Source organism: Lactococcus lactis (assembly GCF_029023865.1).
GTDB classification, from domain to species: Bacteria; Bacillota; Bacilli; order Lactobacillales; family Streptococcaceae; genus Lactococcus; species Lactococcus lactis.
In genome coordinates, this window is the sequence record NZ_CP118969.1 from 1304783 (window position 1) to 1322075 (window position 17293).

At 35.8% G+C, this 17293-nt stretch carries 13 protein-coding genes and 1 pseudogene; 3 read left to right on the forward strand and 11 right to left on the reverse strand.

Annotated elements, in window-relative coordinates:
- Positions 1 to 71: 71 nt before the first annotated feature.
- Both PYW37_RS06570 and gltB read right to left on the reverse strand, forming a co-directional pair.
- Positions 72 to 1511, reverse strand: coding sequence for a glutamate synthase subunit beta (locus PYW37_RS06570; RefSeq protein WP_023189204.1), 1440 nt, complete (start codon positions 1509 to 1511; stop codon positions 72 to 74).
- Entirely contained in the window at positions 1511 to 5971 is a 4461-nt protein-coding gene (gene gltB / locus PYW37_RS06575; RefSeq protein WP_021722865.1) for a glutamate synthase large subunit, read from the reverse strand. The genes PYW37_RS06570 and gltB overlap by 1 nt, the downstream gene beginning before the upstream one ends.
- 168 nt (positions 5972 to 6139) lie before the next feature.
- On the opposite strand from gltB, the gene PYW37_RS06580 reads away from it, so the two are divergent.
- The gene (locus tag PYW37_RS06580) at positions 6140 to 6751 is read left to right on the forward strand and encodes a sugar O-acetyltransferase (protein WP_023189203.1); all 612 of its coding nucleotides are present in this window, start codon (positions 6140 to 6142) and stop codon (positions 6749 to 6751) included.
- Between the two features lie 32 nt (positions 6752 to 6783).
- On the opposite strand, the gene PYW37_RS06585 is transcribed toward PYW37_RS06580, so the two are convergent.
- On the reverse strand, positions 6784 to 7806 hold the full coding sequence (locus tag PYW37_RS06585; protein ID WP_025016757.1) for a branched-chain amino acid aminotransferase: 1023 nt from the start codon (positions 7804 to 7806) through the stop codon (positions 6784 to 6786).
- A gap of 160 nt (positions 7807 to 7966) precedes the next feature.
- On the opposite strand from PYW37_RS06585, the gene PYW37_RS06590 reads away from it, so the two are divergent.
- Entirely contained in the window at positions 7967 to 8713 is a 747-nt protein-coding gene (locus PYW37_RS06590; RefSeq protein WP_025016758.1) for a mechanosensitive ion channel family protein, read from the forward strand.
- A 110-nt stretch (positions 8714 to 8823) separates the two neighbouring features.
- On the opposite strand, the gene gad is transcribed toward PYW37_RS06590, so the two are convergent.
- The 4 genes and pseudogenes from gad to rnhB form a co-directional block, all read right to left on the reverse strand.
- Positions 8824 to 10224, reverse strand: a complete 1401-nt coding sequence (gene gad / locus PYW37_RS06595; RefSeq protein WP_023164198.1) for a glutamate decarboxylase — start codon at positions 10222 to 10224, stop codon at positions 8824 to 8826.
- A gap of 19 nt (positions 10225 to 10243) precedes the next feature.
- Positions 10244 to 11754, reverse strand: a pseudogene (gadC, locus tag PYW37_RS06600) (glutamate/gamma-aminobutyrate antiporter).
- A gap of 143 nt (positions 11755 to 11897) precedes the next feature.
- The gene (locus tag PYW37_RS06605) at positions 11898 to 12728 is read right to left on the reverse strand and encodes an XRE/MutR family transcriptional regulator (RefSeq protein ID WP_012897893.1); all 831 of its coding nucleotides are present in this window, start codon (positions 12726 to 12728) and stop codon (positions 11898 to 11900) included.
- Between the two features lie 552 nt (positions 12729 to 13280).
- Positions 13281 to 14057 (reverse strand): ribonuclease HII, encoded by a 777-nt coding sequence (gene rnhB / locus PYW37_RS06610; RefSeq protein WP_025016759.1) that lies wholly within the window; start codon positions 14055 to 14057, stop codon positions 13281 to 13283.
- Between rnhB and PYW37_RS06615 the strand changes: the two genes are divergently transcribed.
- Positions 14044 to 14166, forward strand: coding sequence for a hypothetical protein (locus PYW37_RS06615; protein ID WP_023189198.1), 123 nt, complete (start codon positions 14044 to 14046; stop codon positions 14164 to 14166). The genes rnhB and PYW37_RS06615 overlap by 14 nt on opposite strands.
- A 2-nt stretch (positions 14167 to 14168) precedes the next feature.
- Here PYW37_RS06615 and ylqF read toward each other — a convergent pair whose 3' ends face one another.
- The 4 genes from ylqF to PYW37_RS06635 all read right to left on the reverse strand — a co-directional run bounded on the left by ylqF (position 14169) and on the right by PYW37_RS06635 (position 17023).
- On the reverse strand, positions 14169 to 15020 hold the full coding sequence (gene ylqF, locus PYW37_RS06620; RefSeq protein WP_025016760.1) for a ribosome biogenesis GTPase YlqF: 852 nt from the start codon (positions 15018 to 15020) through the stop codon (positions 14169 to 14171).
- A gap of 81 nt (positions 15021 to 15101) precedes the next feature.
- Entirely contained in the window at positions 15102 to 16364 is a 1263-nt protein-coding gene (locus PYW37_RS06625; RefSeq protein ID WP_025016761.1) for a tyrosine-type recombinase/integrase, read from the reverse strand.
- Between the two features lie 77 nt (positions 16365 to 16441).
- A complete protein-coding gene (locus PYW37_RS06630) occupies positions 16442 to 16690 on the reverse strand; it encodes a hypothetical protein (protein ID WP_025016762.1) in 249 nt (82 codons plus the stop codon).
- Between the two features lie 39 nt (positions 16691 to 16729).
- A complete protein-coding gene (locus PYW37_RS06635; protein WP_025016763.1) occupies positions 16730 to 17023 on the reverse strand; it encodes a hypothetical protein in 294 nt (97 codons plus the stop codon).
- Positions 17024 to 17293 lie beyond the last annotated feature (270 nt).

The following is a 17293-nucleotide window of genomic DNA, read 5'->3' on the forward strand; positions in this document are numbered from 1 at the left end:
AAAAGCTTGGACACAAAAAAGTTCCTGCCATTTTTACTGACAGAAACTTTTTTTACTGACAGAATGATAAATTATGCTGTAGCGACTTTTATTAATTGTTCATCAACAATTTCGGCTGTTTTTCTTCCTTCACGGATTGCCCAAATAACCAAAGAAGGACCTCGTCTGGCATCGCCTGCAACTAGAACTTTGTCATTATTTGTTCGATAGTCATCATAAATTTCTTGAACACCAAATTTATCCAGTAATCCTGTGTCAGTCCCAACAAATCCCATAGCAAGTAAGACTAAATCCGCTTCAATTACTTGTTCTGTCCCTTCTACTGCCTTGAAGCCAGGCCCAACTTTGGCTACTTTTAAACCCGTAAGTTGACCTTCAGCACTTGTTTGAAAAGCTGTTGCAGTCATTTGATAGGTTGTCAAATCAGTATTTCCCACAAATTCTGCTTCTTTTTGCCCATAACCTGCTCTCAAGGTCATTGGCCACTCAGGCCAAGGGTTGTTATCTAAACGATCAGTGGGTAAACTTGGTGTGATTTCTAATTGAGAAACCGATGCTGCTCCTAAACGAACTGCCGTTCCGATACAATCGTTCCCTGTATCTCCACCACCAATGACTACTACTTTTTTTCCTTTTAATGATTGACTAATATTATCTTCGCCCTCTTCAAGGACAGTTTTAGTCGTTTCTGTCAGAAAATCAATGGCAAATCGAATTCCAATTGCTTCACGACCTGAAATATTTAAATCACGTGGAATTCCTGCGCCAATCGCCAAAATAATTCTATCAAAATTTACTGACAGGTCTTCGTAACTGATTGTCTTTCCAATCTCAGTATTGGTGACAAAAGTCACACCAAGTTCTGTCATTAAATCAATCCGTTTTTGAACGACTTTTTTATCCAATTTCATATTTGGAATGCCGTACATCAATAAGCCGCCCAAACGATCTGATTTTTCAAAAACAGTAACGCTATGTCCCAATTGATTAAGACGCCAAGCAGCTGACAGACCGGCAGGCCCAGACCCAATAATCGCTATTTTATAACCTGTCGGCTCCGCAGCTTTGCCAATTTCAGCCACCCAACCTTCATCATTTCCTAAATCACCCAAGAAACGTTCATTATCTTTAATGGTTACTCCTGCACCGTTTAAGGCCTCGGCACAAGATTTTTCACAAGGAGCAGGACAGACTCTGCCAGTAAATTCTGGAAAAGGATTGGTTAAAATCAAACGTTCATAGGCTTTTCTTTGTAGTCCTCGATAAATCAAATCATTCCACTCTGGAATATGATTATCATTTGGACAACCTGAGACAGCCCGTTTGCCCCCATAAAATATCCCTTGATGGCAAAAAGGAACATCACAATGCATACAACGTGCCGCTTGTTTTTGCCGTTCTTCAGTAGATAATGGAACTTGCAGTTCAGCAAAATCCTTTATCCGCTCCGCTAATTCACGGTAAGGATTATCATTTCTTGGATAATTTAAAAATCCATTTGGATCAGCCATTAGCTCACCTCCGTTACTTTTTTAAAGGTTGTCATTGTAAGTGCTTCGCCTGACAAACCTGTTTTAGCCAAATCTTCTTCAACATTTTTAATATGATGATATTCTCTTGGATAAACTTTGACAAATTTTTCGCGTTCTGTTTGCCAATGTTCTAAAATGAATTTTGCTTTTTCTGAATCAGTATAATTCAAATGTTTCTTCAATAATTCTTCTAAAACTTCATCACCTGAAGTTTCATCTAAAGCATAAAGATCTACCATTTCCCGATTCACTTTATTTTCAAAATTGCCAGCGACATCATAAACATAAGCGATACCACCAGACATCCCAGCCGCAAAATTACGACCTGTTGTACCAAGAACAACAGCGATACCACCAGTCATGTATTCACAACCATGGTCACCCGTTCCTTCCACAACAAAATATGCTCCTGAATTTCGGACACCACAGCGCTCACCTGCACGACCTCGGAAATAAGCTTCGCCACCGATAGCCCCAAAGAGCGAAACATTCCCAACAATAGAAGTATTTTCAATATCATAAGCGGCATCTAGAGGTGGTTTTACAATCAAACGCCCACCTGACAATGATTTTCCAATATAATCATTGGCTTCGCCAATCAGAGTAACCTCCATACCAGCGGTTGCGTAAGAGCCAAAGGACTGGCCAGCAACCCCTTCATATTCATAGCAAACAGAAGCATCTTTTAGACCAAAATTACCATAACGTTCAGCAATCCAACCTGCCATCCGCGCGGTCGTTGTTCGATTAATATTTTTAATCGTACCATGAACCGTTGCCTGAGAACCAGTATTAAGTGTAGCCTCCGTAAATTGGTCTAACTCTTTCCAAGCACGAGGATTAGCAAAAGGATCACTATGTCTTGTTGCAATCGGTAAGGCATAACCAAGCATACGGCTAAAGTCCAAACCTCGCATTTTAGCTGGTAAATCTTCTTTAGCTTGCAAGAGCTCGGCATGACCTACCAATTCATTGATTGTTCTAAAACCAAGTTCGGCTAAAAGTTCTCGAACTTCCTCAGCCATAAATTCCATTAAACGTACAATGTGCTCTGGTTTTCCAGCAAAATTTGCTCTTAATCTAGGATTTTGTGTGGCAATACCTACGGGACAAGTATTTAAATGACAATTTCTTGTCATGATACATCCAATCGCAACCAAAGCTAAACTACCAAATGAATATTCTTCAGCACCTAGCATTGCAGCAATCGCAATATCTCGACCTGTGACTACTTTACCATCAGTTTCCAAAATCATTCGATCACGTAAATTGTTCAAACTAAGCGTTTGATGTGCTTCTGCCAGTCCCATTTCCCAAGGGAGACCTGCATCTCTTGTTGAGTTTCTAGGACTTGCTCCAGTTCCACCATCATAACCAGAAATAACAACTTTATCAGCTCCGGCCTTAACACATCCTGTAGCAATTGTTCCAACACCAGTCGATGAAACCAACTTAACGTTGATTTTTGCATAAGGATTAATTTTTTTCAAGTCAAAAATAAGTTGCGACAAATCTTCAATGGAATAAATATCATGATGAGGCGGTGGTGAAATTAAACTTACCCCTGGAGTTGAGTTTCGAACTTCTGCCACCCAAGGAAAAGCTTTTTTACCTGGCAATTGCCCACCTTCACCTGGCTTAGCACCTTGCGAAATTTTAATTTGAATCTCTTCGGCAGACATTAAATAAGCAGCTGACACACCAAATCGTCCAGAGGCGACTTGTTTAATTTTAGAATTATTGATTGTGCCATAACGTTTTGCATTTTCACCACCTTCACCCGAATTGGATTTTGCACCAATAGAGTTCATGGCTTGAGCAATACATTCGTGAGCCTCTTGTGACAATGATCCAAATGACATGGCCCCAATTTTGAAACGTTTAACAATTTCACGAGCTGGTTCTACTTCGCTCATCTGAATGGACTTCCGATCAGATTTGATTTTCCAAGTGTGACGTAAGCTTGTCGGCGTTTTTAGAGCAATATCATTTAGATACTGACTATATTTTTTATATTTTTCAAAATCATTTTGACGGACAGCATTTTGAATTTGGTAAATCATTTGTGGGTCATAGATATGATGTTCTCCTTCATCCGCCCGGTATTGGAAAGAACCGCCTGTTTCCAATAAATCCTGTGCCCGATGTCCATAAGCTTTCTCATATCGCAAACGATATTCGTCCTCAATTTGGGCAAGAGAAAGTCCACCAATTCTTGTACTCGTACCTGTGAAGTACTTGTCAACGACTTCTTTAGATAAACCAATTGCTTCAAAAAGTTGAGCCCCTTTATAACCGACAATTGTTGAAATTCCCATGCGGCTCATGACCTTAACAATACCTTTTTCTGCCGCATGACGGAAATTTTCAAGTTGTTCAGGTGCTCCCATACCCCAGTCTGAAAGGGTTGCATATGCACCATAAGGATGGATTCCTGAAACCCCATAGCCTACAAGCGCTGCAAATTGATGAACTTCGCACACCTCAGCTGTATCTACAATAATTGCAAATTTAGACGCATTATGACGTCCTAACATATAATGATAAAGTCCTGACAAAGCAAGTAAAATAGGCATTGGTACTTTATTTTCAGCAAAGTCACGGTCAGAAAGCACGATAATAGTTGTTCCTTGATTAATCAAACTTTCTGCCTTATAAAAGAGTTTGTTCAATGCATTTTCTAAAAGGTCATCCTTATCATAAAGAGTGGAAATAATTTCTGTATGATAATGTTCTTCCTTCAATGCTAAGATTTTTTCAAAGTCAGCCGTTGAAAGGACTGGACTATCTAATTTTAACTTACGGACATTTTCACCTGTGATTTTTGCTGGATTCCCATCTTCTCCCAAATAGGTTTCTGTTCCAATGACAATTTGTTCCCTAATCGCATCAATTGGTGGATTGGTCACTTGAGCAAATTGTTGTTTGAAGAAATTATAAAGTGATTGAGCTTGGTCAGATAAAACTGCCAAAGGAGCATCAAAGCCCATTGAAATTGTAGGTTCATTGGCTGATTCCGCCATTGGTAAAAGCACTGTCCGAATGACTTCGTCAGTATAACCAAATAATTTCCATAAGGTATTCATTTTTGCTGACGGAATTGGATTTGTTTTTTCACTTTCTGTCAGTGCTGACAGTTTTTTCAAACCTGCTGACAGAAATTCTTGGTAGGGATATTTATTAGCATAATAACTCTTAACTTCTTCATTACGAATAATTTTTCCTTCGTCAGTATTTACTAACAACATGTTACCAGGTCCAAGAACTGATTTTTCAATGATTTCATCGGCTGGGATATCAACCACACCAGATTCGCTTGACAGAATGATAAAATTATCCTTTGTCACAAGATAACGACTTGGTCTTAAACCATTCCGATCAAGTCTTGCCCCAACGGTTTTTCCGTCAGTAAATACTAAAGCTGCCGGTCCATCCCAAGGTGCAATATGAGCAGTTGAATATTCGTAAAAAGCTTTTAATTCTGGACTTAAGCCAGTTTGTTCTCCCCAAGCCTCAGGAATCATGGTCAGTAAACTTTCTGGAAGTTCTCGACCATTTCGATAGAAATACTCCATACAATTTTCTAATTTGGCTGAATCAGAATTTTCTTCATTGTACATTTCAATATCGTTGACTTTCATCCAGTTTTCAGCTCCGCGAAGCGTGTTAATTTCGCCATTATGTGCTAGAAAACGAAAAGGTTGAGCCCGATTCCAAGAGGGAAAAGTATTGGTAGAAAAACGGCTATGTGTTAGTGCAATATGACTTTTGAAATCTTCATCAGACAAATCAGGATAAAAGAGTTTTACTTGATACGCGTGAAGCATTCCCTTATAAACAACCGTCTGACTAGATAATGAACAAATATATAATTCCTCTTCGTCAAAACGTTTTTCAAGACTTCGTCTGATAATAAATAAATCATTTTCAAAATTAGAAATTTCACTGACAGCTTTTTCAGATGATTTTTTCTCAATAAAAACTTGAACAAAAGATGGCATAATTCCTTGAGCCGTTGCTCCACATGCTTCAAAATTAAAAGGAACTGTGCGCGTGAATAAGACTTCATAGCCTTGAGCCTTAACAGCTGCCTTAATTGCTTCTAATTCTTGATGTTTTTTATTTTCCTTACGTGATAAGAAAAATTGCCCTACGGCATAATCACCAAGTTTTGGTAGTTCTACATCATGTTCTTTTGCAATTTTACGAAAGAATTCGTCAGGCAAAGCAAGTAAAATACCTGCCCCATCTCCGGTTTCTGGTTCAGCACCCGTTCCACCACGATGATTCATCCTTGTTAACATGGTCAGGGCTCTCTCAACTAAAAGGTGACTAGCTTTCCCGTCAATTTGGGCAATGAAGCCCATTCCACAAGCATCCGATTCAAAATCAGGCTGCCAAAGTGTCGTTTTCATGGCTTGTTTAGCTTTTTTATTCATAACACAACCTCTTTTATTTTACAATTTGGTTCTTTTATTCTACTAAAATTTCGATGAAATATCAATATATTCTGACAATTATATATAAATGTAATTTTTAGTAGCTTTATCAAAAATATAAAAACCCTTACAATTGACTAAAAGAGACTAAAATTGTAAGATAAAAGAATGAATAAGAAACAATTAAAGACACTAATTAATTCGGGAAAAACATACGATGACGCCGATTTAGAGTTGTCTGAATATCGTAACCATGCCCTTTTTGAAAGCCGCCGTTATAATCAAAAAATTAATAACAATGAGGGTTATCATCCAGAAATCTTAGAGAATCTTTTTGAACATTTAGGTAAAAATCCTTATATTGAATCTAATTTTCGCTGTGAATTTGGCTTCAATATAAGAATTGGCGATAATGTCCTCATTAATCATGATATGATTATTTTAGACTGTAATCAGGTCACGATTGGCAATAATGTTTACTTTGGCCCCCGCTGTGGTTTATTTGCTGCCAATCATTCGGAAGATCCAAGTTTAAGAACTGCTGGTGGGGTCTATTCAAAGCCAATTACGGTTGGGAACCAAGTCTGGTTGGGGGCAAATGTCAGCCTTCTTCCTGGTGTAAGCATTGGTGACAATAGTATTATTGGTGCAGGAAGCGTCGTTACCAAAGATATTCCAGAAAATGTGATTGCTGCTGGTAATCCTTGCCAAGTGATTCGTCCAATTCGAACAGAGGATCAAGAATGGATTAAAAAAGATAAATTATTTATTTCAAAATAAAAAAGCTAAAGAGTATTCTTTAGCTTTTTAAATTAATCAACTTTAACAATCCAGCCTTCTGGTGCTTCAACATCACCAAACTGAATGCCAACCAATTCATCATATAAACGTTTAACCGTTGGTCCTACTTCTGTTTCTGAATGGAAAATATAAGAATCTTCTCCATCGTCAATACGACCAATTGGAGAGATAATTGCCGCTGTTCCACAAGCTCCTGCTTCAACAAATTTACCTAAATCTTTAGCATAAACTTCACCCTCAATCGCTTTGAGTCCCAAACGATGTTCAGCTAAATAAAGAAGAGAATATTTAGTAATTGAGGGTAAGATAGATGGGCTCAATGGCGTGATAAATTCATTATCAGCTGTAATTCCAAAGAAATTCGCAGCACCAACTTCTTCAATTTTAGTATGTGTGCTTGGGTCAAGATAAATTGCATCTGCATAGCCTGAAGCTTTGGCACCAACTTCTGCTTGTAAAGAAGCTGCATAATTTCCTCCAACTTTGGCACCACCTGTACCAAGTGGAGCTGCCCTATCATAATCTCTTGAAATTACAAATTTTGAAGGAGCCAATCCGCCTTTAAAATAAGAACCAACCGGCATAGCAAAAACAGTGAAAATATATTCATCAGCAGGTTTCACCCCAATAACGTCACCAACCCCAATCAAAAGTGGACGGAGATAGAGCGTTGCACCCGTTCCGTAAGGAGGCACAAAATCTTCGTTGGCTTTCACCACTTGTTTAACTGCATCAATAAACATTTCAGTTGGAACTTCTGCCATGCAAAGTCGACGCGCCGTATTTTGCAAACGAGCAGCATTTTGGTCAGGACGGAAAAGTTGGATTGAACCATCCTTTGTTCGATAGGCTTTTAATCCTTCAAAACCTTGTTGACCATAATGCAAAGCAGGTGATGATTCACTAATATGAAGTTGATTATCTCCTGTTAGTTCTCCAGCACTCCATTTTCCATCTTTAAAACGAGCGATAAAACGAAAAGGTAAGTTCCGATAGCTGAATCCTAAATTTTTCCAGTCTAAATTAATTGCCATAACATCCTCCAAATTTTTTTGTTATAATAGATTATATTATTTTCTGTAACATAAAACAAGAAAATATTCATGAAATTCAGTAAAAGTTCAAACAATTTTTTCAAATATAGTCAATTTCTCTATAAATGAATTTATAAAATTACTGAACAAAGGAGCAAAAATGAACTTATTAAAAACAAACTGGGAAGACTTTGGTTTATTTTTATTAGATAAAGCAATTACAATTTTATTAATTAGTATTCTTTTTTTTATTCTCTATCAAGCTGGCTCTCGTATCGTTAAACGCTTATTTAAAAATTATAGTGAGCAAAAATGGACGGATACTTCGAGAGTTTTAACCCTCTCTCGACTGACAACCAGTGCCATCCATTATCTTACAGTTTTTCTTTATATATATACTGTTCTAGGAGTCATCGGAATTCCTGTTGCAAATATCCTTGCTGGTGCTGGTATTCTCGGAGTTGCTCTAGGTTTTGCTGGGCGAGATTTAGTCGCTGATATTATCAATGGCTTCTTTATTATCGTTGAACATCAAATCAACGTTGGAGATACTGTGGCTTTTGCTGGCCTTGACATCGAAGGGGTAGTAAAAACTGTAGGAATTCGTTCAATTACAGTAATTGGCGCTGATGGCGCAACGACTTTTATTCCTAATCGAAATATTGCTGCCCTCAAAAACTACTCATACAAAGAAAGAACTGTTAACCTTGATGTGCCAGTAACAAGTGAGAATCTGATTGAAAGAAAAAATCAGATTATGGAAGTTAATGCAAATTATCCTCAACTTAAATATTTAGGAATTATCAACATTGAAGACAAACTCTTCTTAAGAACAAGTTTAACAGCCCCATTATCTAAGATTACTCCTTTAAAAATGGAGATTTTAGATAAATATTATGAAAAATAATCACTGACAGACTTATAACTAAATAGAAAAAACAAAAATTATCATCAAAATAAAAGCGATATAGATTAACTATATCGCTTTTATTTTTCCTAAGATGAATATCAGCTTTTTTAGTGAGTAAAACCATATGTTTTATTTTCAGGTTCCTCATGGTATAGAATATGAGCCTTATTTAAAGCCTCAATTGCTTCTTGCATATCTTGAACATAGTTAAATGCCATATTCATCCCAAAATCTGCTCGAATCACTAAACGTTGAATGATTTCATTTTCCAAATTTTTAGGAAGTGGATAAGCAGGCACTTGCCATCCCTTCATTAATAAACGGTCCGCCAAATCATAAAGATTCCAACCCCGATTTGAATCTTCTTTTAATTTATAGCAGACAATTGGCAATTGTGACCCATCGTTCATAATTTCAAACATTCCAGTTTTTTCAATTTCTTTTGCTAAAAACATGGCTACTTTATGTGTTCTCTCATGAATAGCTTTATATCCATCAAATCCATAACGTACAAAATTATAATATTGACCAATTAATTGAGAGGCACTATGAGAAAAATTAATGGCCATCGTTGGTAGTTCTCCTCCAAGATAACTTACTTTAAAAATTAATTCTTCTGGTAAATATTTTTTGTCACGCCACAAAACCCAACCTACACCAGGATAAACTAAACCATATTTATGGCCTGAGGTATTGATTGAAATGACATTTTTCAAACGGAAATCCCACTCAAGTTCTGGCTCAACAAAGGGAGCATAAAGTCCTCCTGAAGCAGCATCTACGTGAATATAAACTTTATAGTCTGTCTGTTTATTATATTCTTCAATTAAATTATCCAAAGCTTTGATATCATCATAACGACCAGTATAAGTAATCCCCATAATACCAACTACACCAATCGTGTACTCATCAACATAATCCATCACCTTGTCCAAATTGATTGACATATGTTCTTTATCCATTGGCACTTCTCGCATTTCAATATCCCAATAAACACAGAATTTTTCCCAGCAAACTTGATAACCAGATGAAATAACTAAGTTTGGCTTTTTCGCATTAATATCTAATCCCAATTTTTCTGCTCGCTTGCGCCAAGAAAACTTCATGGCCATTCCACCAAGCATACAAGCTTCTGAAGAACCAATCGTTGAAGTCCCCATAAATTTTTCTTTTTCACTCGCATTCCAAAGGTCAGCGATCATGTTGACGCAACGGTTTTCAATTTCAGTTGTTCTTGGATATTCCGATTTATCAATTGCATTTTTTTCCAAGGTTTGACTCATTAGTTTGACTGCTTCAGGTTCCATATAAGTTTGACAGAATGTGGCTAAATTTAAACGAGCGTTCCCTTCATCTAACATTTCATCTTGAACTAACTGATAGGCCACTCGAGGTTCAATTGATTGTTGAGCTAATTTATATTTAGGCAAATCCACTTGTTCACTTTCTGAACCAAAAATTGGTTCCAAGAACTCTGCTTCATCGCGATTTTCTTTTCCGTATAACATATGTACATCCTCCAATTTTTTAATGTTTTAAGATATGTTCTTCTTTTTTAATAATATGATGCTCACCACGAGCTGCTGGATAAATCGCGGGGTTCACATCTCTTGCTTTAAAGTGCCTTGGTTCTTCAATAGTATCATGTCCCCTTTTATCATGCAATTCATAAACAATAAATGGCAAGATAGCAGTCACAACAAAACTTATAAGAAGTATCATTTGGTAAGTATGAGTCTCATTTTTCGCAATTGATGCTGGAGGAACAAAGGAAATAAATAGAGCAAAAATTGATAATAAAAATCCAATTCCCGCAATGATTGTTTTTCCAACTCTTTTACCTGGAACATTATAAGTGCGCTTTAAATTTTGTTTTTTATAGATTAAAACAAAGTAACCAATAAAGAATAAGAGATAACCTACCAAATAAATCACTACTGTCAGTGAAATGGCAACTAAGAAAGATAAATTATTTCCTCCTCCTCCAAAAGTTAATACAGCGCCCCAAAGTGTAACAATGATTCCTTGAATCATAACTAAAGGAACAGGGACTTCATGAGTATTTGTTTTACGTAAAAATTTTGGTAATAAGCCTCTTTGTGCTGCTGCAAACATCCCTCTAGAAGGACCAACAACCCATGAACTCACTTCTCCCATAACCCCAAAGGCAATCATTAGTGCAATTACTTTAACTAACCATCCCAAATGATGATTAAAATGTAAGATTAACGTTTGAAAAGTTTGAATTACCCCTGCACTTAATGATAAGTCTTTTTGAGGAATAACCGCTGCTACAGAAAATCCACCTATGGCATCTAAAGAAATAGCTAATATTACTAATAAAATCATTGCTAAGGGATAATTTCTCTTTGGATTTTCAAGTTCATTAATGTGCGAAGCTGAAGCTTCTACCCCCATATAAGCAAGAATAAAAGAAACAAAAACTACTAAAGTTGATACTTGTGAAAAATCTGGGACAAAAGCATGCTTATTAATTGGTATCTCTATAGGATTACCTCCGATAAAATATGCTGCAGCTAATCCAAACAAGATAATTGATGGAATCACTATCCCAACTACGAAACCAGCTTTTACCAATTTAGCAGTTCTTTGTGTCCCACCTAACTGAGAAAATGTCAATCCCCAAAAAATGATTAGTAAACCAATAAATTTAATCAATGGATCTGTATTAAGTGCCTGAAAATTTAACACATAAGAGAGGGCCCCTAAAATGAAATAGATCATAGTGACAAAGCCAACTGTAATTTGGAACCACTGAAAAAATATGGCTGCAAAACCAAAGCGCTCCCCTAAAGTTTGGCTCACCCAACTAAAAATTCCACCATTTTTCCAACCTTCAACCGTCGCCATTTCTGCTGCACAGAGCGCTACGGGCAAAAACCAGAGTAGTCCTCCGAGAAGTAAAAAGAACACCAAATGTAATTTTGACGTGGCAAAAGTTGGATACTCATAGACAGTCAGACCATTGAAGCGGTTAATGCAAAAAAACCGAATAATGATAATTTTTTTTGATTCATCATACCTCCTTATATTTATGATTGAATTTTTTAAAAGACATGTTATATAGCCTCATACAACTCATCTTCATTTTCTAGTATATGCTCCAGAATAAAAAAAATCTCTTTTAAACTGTTGCTTTAAAGCAACAGCTCAAAAGAGACTAAATTGACTTTTTCAAATACTTTTCCATTTTTTTCTGATAGAATTCTTTTATCTTCATTCCTCCAAATTCTTCCAAAGTTTCAAGCGCATAATTTATTTTTTCTTCTCCCACTTCTGCATTTTCAAAATTAAAAATAATGATACCTCTGGCAAGATGTCTTAATACTTCAGAATATAAATCAACACCTACAGTCCGATATTTTTTAGTCATTTCTAAAATATTTTCGGCTTTTGTTCTTTCTCCATTAGCCGCGTATATCGCAACGCTTTTATAGGCTATTTGCAATAGTCTCCTTCTATATTTTAAGACTCTACAGTAATTTTCACATCTTTTGTCAAAGTTAAAAAGCAGCAATTCTAATTGATTGACATTGAGATAATCAGATACAAAATAGAATAAAGTTAGTTCAAAATATCCCCACTCTTCAATATTACAAAGATAAGTTTCAATTTCCTTAACTTCTGTCTGACTAATAGTCCCAAGCTTCGTTTTAACGGTAATCGTCAGTAAATGATTCCCTGTTTCTTTAACCTCAGAATATAACTCTTTTATTTTATCTCGATTTTGACTAAATTCAGCTTTTTCCAATTCTAATATAAAAAATTCTTGGAAATTCGGCATATAATTATTTACTATCAATTCGTACTCAGCTAATGGCACTTGCATTTCTTCTAACATCAAATCTATGCGCTCAAAACTCATCATACACTTTCCATGTTCAAATCTAGATATATTTGAACGGTCTATTCCTAATTTACTAAAGTATGATAATCCTAAATTCTTTTGGTTTCGTAACTTTTTAAAACAATCTCCATATTTTTTATACATTCTCAACATCCCCCAAACTATTATTTTTATTGTTTTTCAAGATTTATAACAGTTCATTGGCTATACTCTTTAATCAGTATGTCAATGTAGCTGTTATTTCTGGATTTAAGAAATTACGCAATTGAGATTATAACTTATTTAGGACTTAATCATCAAATTTATACCAGTTCATACAAAAAGTATATCTTACATAATTTATAATAAAAAACATTTATATTACTTTATATTTCTCTTAGGCTATTAATAAAAACAGTGTGAAAGCTTATACTGGGCTCATCATCTGCTCTATTAGAATTTTGATATAAGTCTTTTGTTAAAATAATTATTATTAAAAAATATTGGAAATTATAACAGATGTAACTATACCAATTTCGAATATTTTATTAGTAACTAATTCTATAAAAAACTCTCTTTATTTATTATGTCATTTAGGTTAATATAAAATTAGTTTTTTATTAAAAAAGGAATAGTCTAAATAATTACTGACAGACCTGTCAGCAAAAAAACGTGAACAGATAACGTTCACGTTTTACATATTTTTACTGACAGAATCTACGATTTAAAATTGACCATTGTTTTAATCGGCTCATAGGACTTGCGATGAATTCTTGTGATACCATATTTTGTTAGAGCTTCAAGATGTTTTGCTGTTCCATAACCTGCATTATGTTCAAAATCATACTCAGGAAATTCAAGAGCAAACTCTTTCATCATTTCATCACGAGTTACTTTAGCAACAATTGAAGCTGCCGCAATCGAGGCTGAAGGAGCATCTCCGTGAATAATTTTTGTCTGTGCAATAGGTAAAGCCAAAACCATAGCATCAATTAAGAGATGCTCAGGTTTAACAGATAATTTTGATACTGCCTGAATCATTGCAATTTTTGTTGCCTCATAAATATTTACTTCATCAATTTTTTCCGCATCAACAATCCCAATTCCTATTGCTAAAGCTTTTTCTTGAATTTCAGATAGAATAGCATGATGTTTTGATTTTGGCACTTTTTTACTATCATTTAAACCCCGAATTTTACAATTATTAGGTAAAATGACTGCCGCAGTCACTACAGGACCAGCAAGTGGTCCACGACCAACTTCATCAATACCTGCAATTAATTGAATTCCTTGGCCGTAAAGTTCTTTCTCAAATTCCAACATTTGTTCCAAACGAGCCTCTTCTGCTAACTCTGCTAAAATTTGTTTTTTCCTACTTTTAAGTGCTGCTTGAACCCCAGACCGTTCATCAGCTTCATATTCCAAGAATTCTTTTGCTGACAAGTCTGTCAATTTGGCTAAGGTCGCTTTAATTTCTTTAATGGTTTGTCCCATTTTACTCACCAACTCTCAAAAATTACTGACAGCTTTTCTGTCAGTAATTTTACATAATATTATTTATGTTATTGATACTGAAAATCTGTCAGTAATCACACAATCATAAAATCAAAGTCCGTCAACTCTGACTTCGTCCAAACAGAACAAGCCCAGTTTTCCATCCCGGACATCTTTGACAAACATATTATAGAAACGATCATAATCATCACGGAAACCAAATCTTGCAGTCAGCTCCATAATTAAGTCTGGAATTTCAAGCTCCAAATCTTCTTCTGTTATTCGATATCGTTTCATTGTGACTGTTCGATAATTCTTCAAAAAATAATTTAATCCAAAAATTGTTACCTCATCCATTGGCAATAAATCATCCTTAATTGCCCCAGTCAAAGCTAATTTTAAACCAACAAGTTGATCTTCAAATTTTGGCCAAAGAATACCTGGTGTGTCCAATAATTCTAATTCTTTATTGGTTCGAATCCATTGTTGACCCTTAGTTACCCCTGGACGGTTCCCAGTCACTGCAACTTTTTTACCTGCTAAGCGATTCATCAAAGTTGACTTCCCTGCATTCGGAATTCCGATAATCATTGTTCGAAAAGTAGTATGAGCAATGCCGCGCTCCTTATCATGAGCGACCTTATCAGCCATCAATTTTTTAGCAGCAACAGTTAATCTTTTTGCTGTATATTCTTCTTTAGAATTAATGGCTAAAGTTATAAAGCCTTGTTCATCAAAATATTCAATCCATTGTGCTACTGCATTAGAATCAGCTAAATCAGCTTTATTTAAAGCAATAATTCTTGGTTTATCTCCAATAATTTGCCCCAACATCGGATTACGTGAAGAAATAGGGAGACGAGCATCAACCAATTCAATCACAAAATCAACATATTTTAAATTTTCTTGCACCTGACGACGTGCTTTGGACATATGCCCAGGAAACCATTGAATAACACCCATTTCTCTAACTCCTTTTATATCAAGGCTTACAGCCTTTTATTTTTTGTTTTTTCCCATTGGGGGCAAAATGGGGGCAAGATTTCATGATGCCTTATTTTGCTTTTTAACACCCAATTTTTCTACAAATCTACTGATGGCGACTACTGATTTTTCTTGATTGTGTGAAAGTAAATGTGTGTAGCCATTTGTCGTTTCTTCTTGTATATGTCCGACACGTTCCTGTACTTCTTTGAGCGGAATACTCGGATCATCTCGCAAGACAGAAATATGAATATGTCGAAAACTATGCGGAACCGCATTTTTTGTCCATTCAAAGCCATATTTTTCTTTACAATTTTCTCTCAACGCTTTATTGACACGTCCCAGTATTTCTCTATAGCTATGTGACGTAATTGGCGCACCATATTCGGTCCGAAACAGAAAATCAAACTTTTTAAACGCATTATGTGGTGACTCTTTGCAATGAGCTTCAAATTTATTATTTCTTTGAATAACACGTTTAATCGCTTCAATCACAAACTCTGGTAATTTCTCAATACGATCACCAGCTTCCGTTTTCGTTGTGTCTAGATAAAAATCTTTAACTCTCAAATCATGTGCTTGTAAAGACTTATCAATCGTAACCAACCGATTTTTAAAATCAATATCTGCAGCCGTCAAAGCAGAAGCTTCACCAATTCGGCAACCCGTCCCGATCAAGAAAAGCGCTAAATCATAATAATTCTGATTCCGACGTCCTCGAAGTTCTGACAAAAGTGCACCAACCTCTTGTTCGTTCATGAATTTTTCTTCCAAACGTTTTTTCTTAGCTCTTTTCTCATCAACAGTCGCATTTAATTTCACCACCCGTGATGGCGAAAATGGAATAGCATTGTGTAATACACCATAGTCAAATATTTTATTCAACGTACATTTAATATGCTGCATAGTAGAGTGGGTTGAATGATACTTCTCTTTGTACTGTCTCAGGTAATTTTGAATCAGCAAAGGAGTAATCTTTGATAAGAGAATATCGTCTGAAATCAATCCTGAGAGCCTGCTAATGACAAGAATTTCCCGATTAACAGTCTGAGCTTTTACCGTTGTTTGCCAAGTCTCGAACCATGAGGTTTTTAAATCACTAAACGTCTTCATAGCCTGACCTTGAAACTGCTCTTGGCGTTCTTTGATTAATCTATCAATCTTTTCATCCAGCTCACGGACTGCCTTCGCTCGTCCTCGCGATGTATCTGAAGTGAAAATGACCGATGCTCGCTTATACTTTTCTGTTAATGGATCAATATAACGTTCTATCGCCTTAAAATAAATTTCTCCATTCTTATGTTTTCTTTGTTCAAAATACATATTTTATCCTTTCAATCAAAACATGAAAAAAGGTAAAATAGAATCCAATTAGCTCTTTTATTCTACCATTTTTAGCCTTATTTGTCTTTAATTCGTGCATAGCCGTGCTGCTTCCAATATAGAAATTCTTCAAAGATTTCAAAATTTATCCAAACTAATTTATGAGTTGGATTAATAACGCCTCTTCTAAATTGCTTATTATTTCGCATCTCAGCAAGCCAGCGATTTAGGGTATAAATGTTCAAACCTTCATAACGCTTTAAAACCGCTTCTTTATTTCCCCACTCAGCAATGCTATCAGCAACTGGGACATAATTTATTTTCATCTATTTTTATCCTTTCTGAGCAATTTGAAGAATCTTCTTTTAATTCCGTAACGCTTTGTTCAGCCATTCGTGTTGCATTTTAGCGTTCGGCTTACCATATTTGCCAGCTTTCTCTTGAATTTGGACTCCAAAATAAGCATCTTGAATATAATTGACCAGTTGCTGATGCTCACGATAGAGCATGGCGAAGTTCTTTGGAATGCGAAAATGCTCCACTTTTTCTTTCATTTGCAGGCAAAGCGTCTTTTGCTCCAAAGGCCGCCCCTCATAAATCTTAAAGCTAAAATTGAAATTCCGACGGAAACGCTCTAATTGTTGTTCGTAGTAGTTCATAATATTCTCTTTTCCTATTTTAATTTTCTTCGAAGAATACAAACGGCGAGAATCGAACCCGCAACCAAAATTACTTTGATTTTCTCCGTCGGAACGTTTGTACAAAATATAATAACGGTGCTTTTTTATAGCGGGCGCAATTCTTGGCTCTCTCCCGCTCGTAAGCCTTGCCTTACAGATTTGATATTCACCATGAGAGAAAGTTTTATCCCTTCTCTACATTTTATTTTAGCGTTCTAAAAACAAATGAACAGGACATCCCATGGCGAA

Coding starts and splice junctions, on each gene's coding strand:
- PYW37_RS06570 (WP_023189204.1), bottom strand. CDS start 1,511: ATGGCTGATCCAAATGGATTTTTAAATTATCCAAGAAATGATAATCCT.
- gltB (WP_021722865.1), bottom strand. CDS start 5,971: ATGAATAAAAAAGCTAAACAAGCCATGAAAACGACACTTTGGCAGCCT.
- PYW37_RS06580 (WP_023189203.1), top strand. CDS start 6,140: ATGAATAAGAAACAATTAAAGACACTAATTAATTCGGGAAAAACATAC.
- PYW37_RS06585 (WP_025016757.1), bottom strand. CDS start 7,806: ATGGCAATTAATTTAGACTGGAAAAATTTAGGATTCAGCTATCGGAAC.
- PYW37_RS06590 (WP_025016758.1), top strand. CDS start 7,967: ATGAACTTATTAAAAACAAACTGGGAAGACTTTGGTTTATTTTTATTA.
- gad (WP_023164198.1), bottom strand. CDS start 10,224: ATGTTATACGGAAAAGAAAATCGCGATGAAGCAGAGTTCTTGGAACCA.
- PYW37_RS06605 (WP_012897893.1), bottom strand. CDS start 12,728: ATGTATAAAAAATATGGAGATTGTTTTAAAAAGTTACGAAACCAAAAG.
- PYW37_RS06615 (WP_023189198.1), top strand. CDS start 14,044: ATGGTTTGTCCCATTTTACTCACCAACTCTCAAAAATTACTGACAGCT.
- rnhB (WP_025016759.1), bottom strand. CDS start 14,057: ATGGGACAAACCATTAAAGAAATTAAAGCGACCTTAGCCAAATTGACA.
- ylqF (WP_025016760.1), bottom strand. CDS start 15,020: ATGGGTGTTATTCAATGGTTTCCTGGGCATATGTCCAAAGCACGTCGT.
- PYW37_RS06625 (WP_025016761.1), bottom strand. CDS start 16,364: ATGTATTTTGAACAAAGAAAACATAAGAATGGAGAAATTTATTTTAAG.
- PYW37_RS06630 (WP_025016762.1), bottom strand. CDS start 16,690: ATGAAAATAAATTATGTCCCAGTTGCTGATAGCATTGCTGAGTGGGGA.
- PYW37_RS06635 (WP_025016763.1), bottom strand. CDS start 17,023: ATGAACTACTACGAACAACAATTAGAGCGTTTCCGTCGGAATTTCAAT.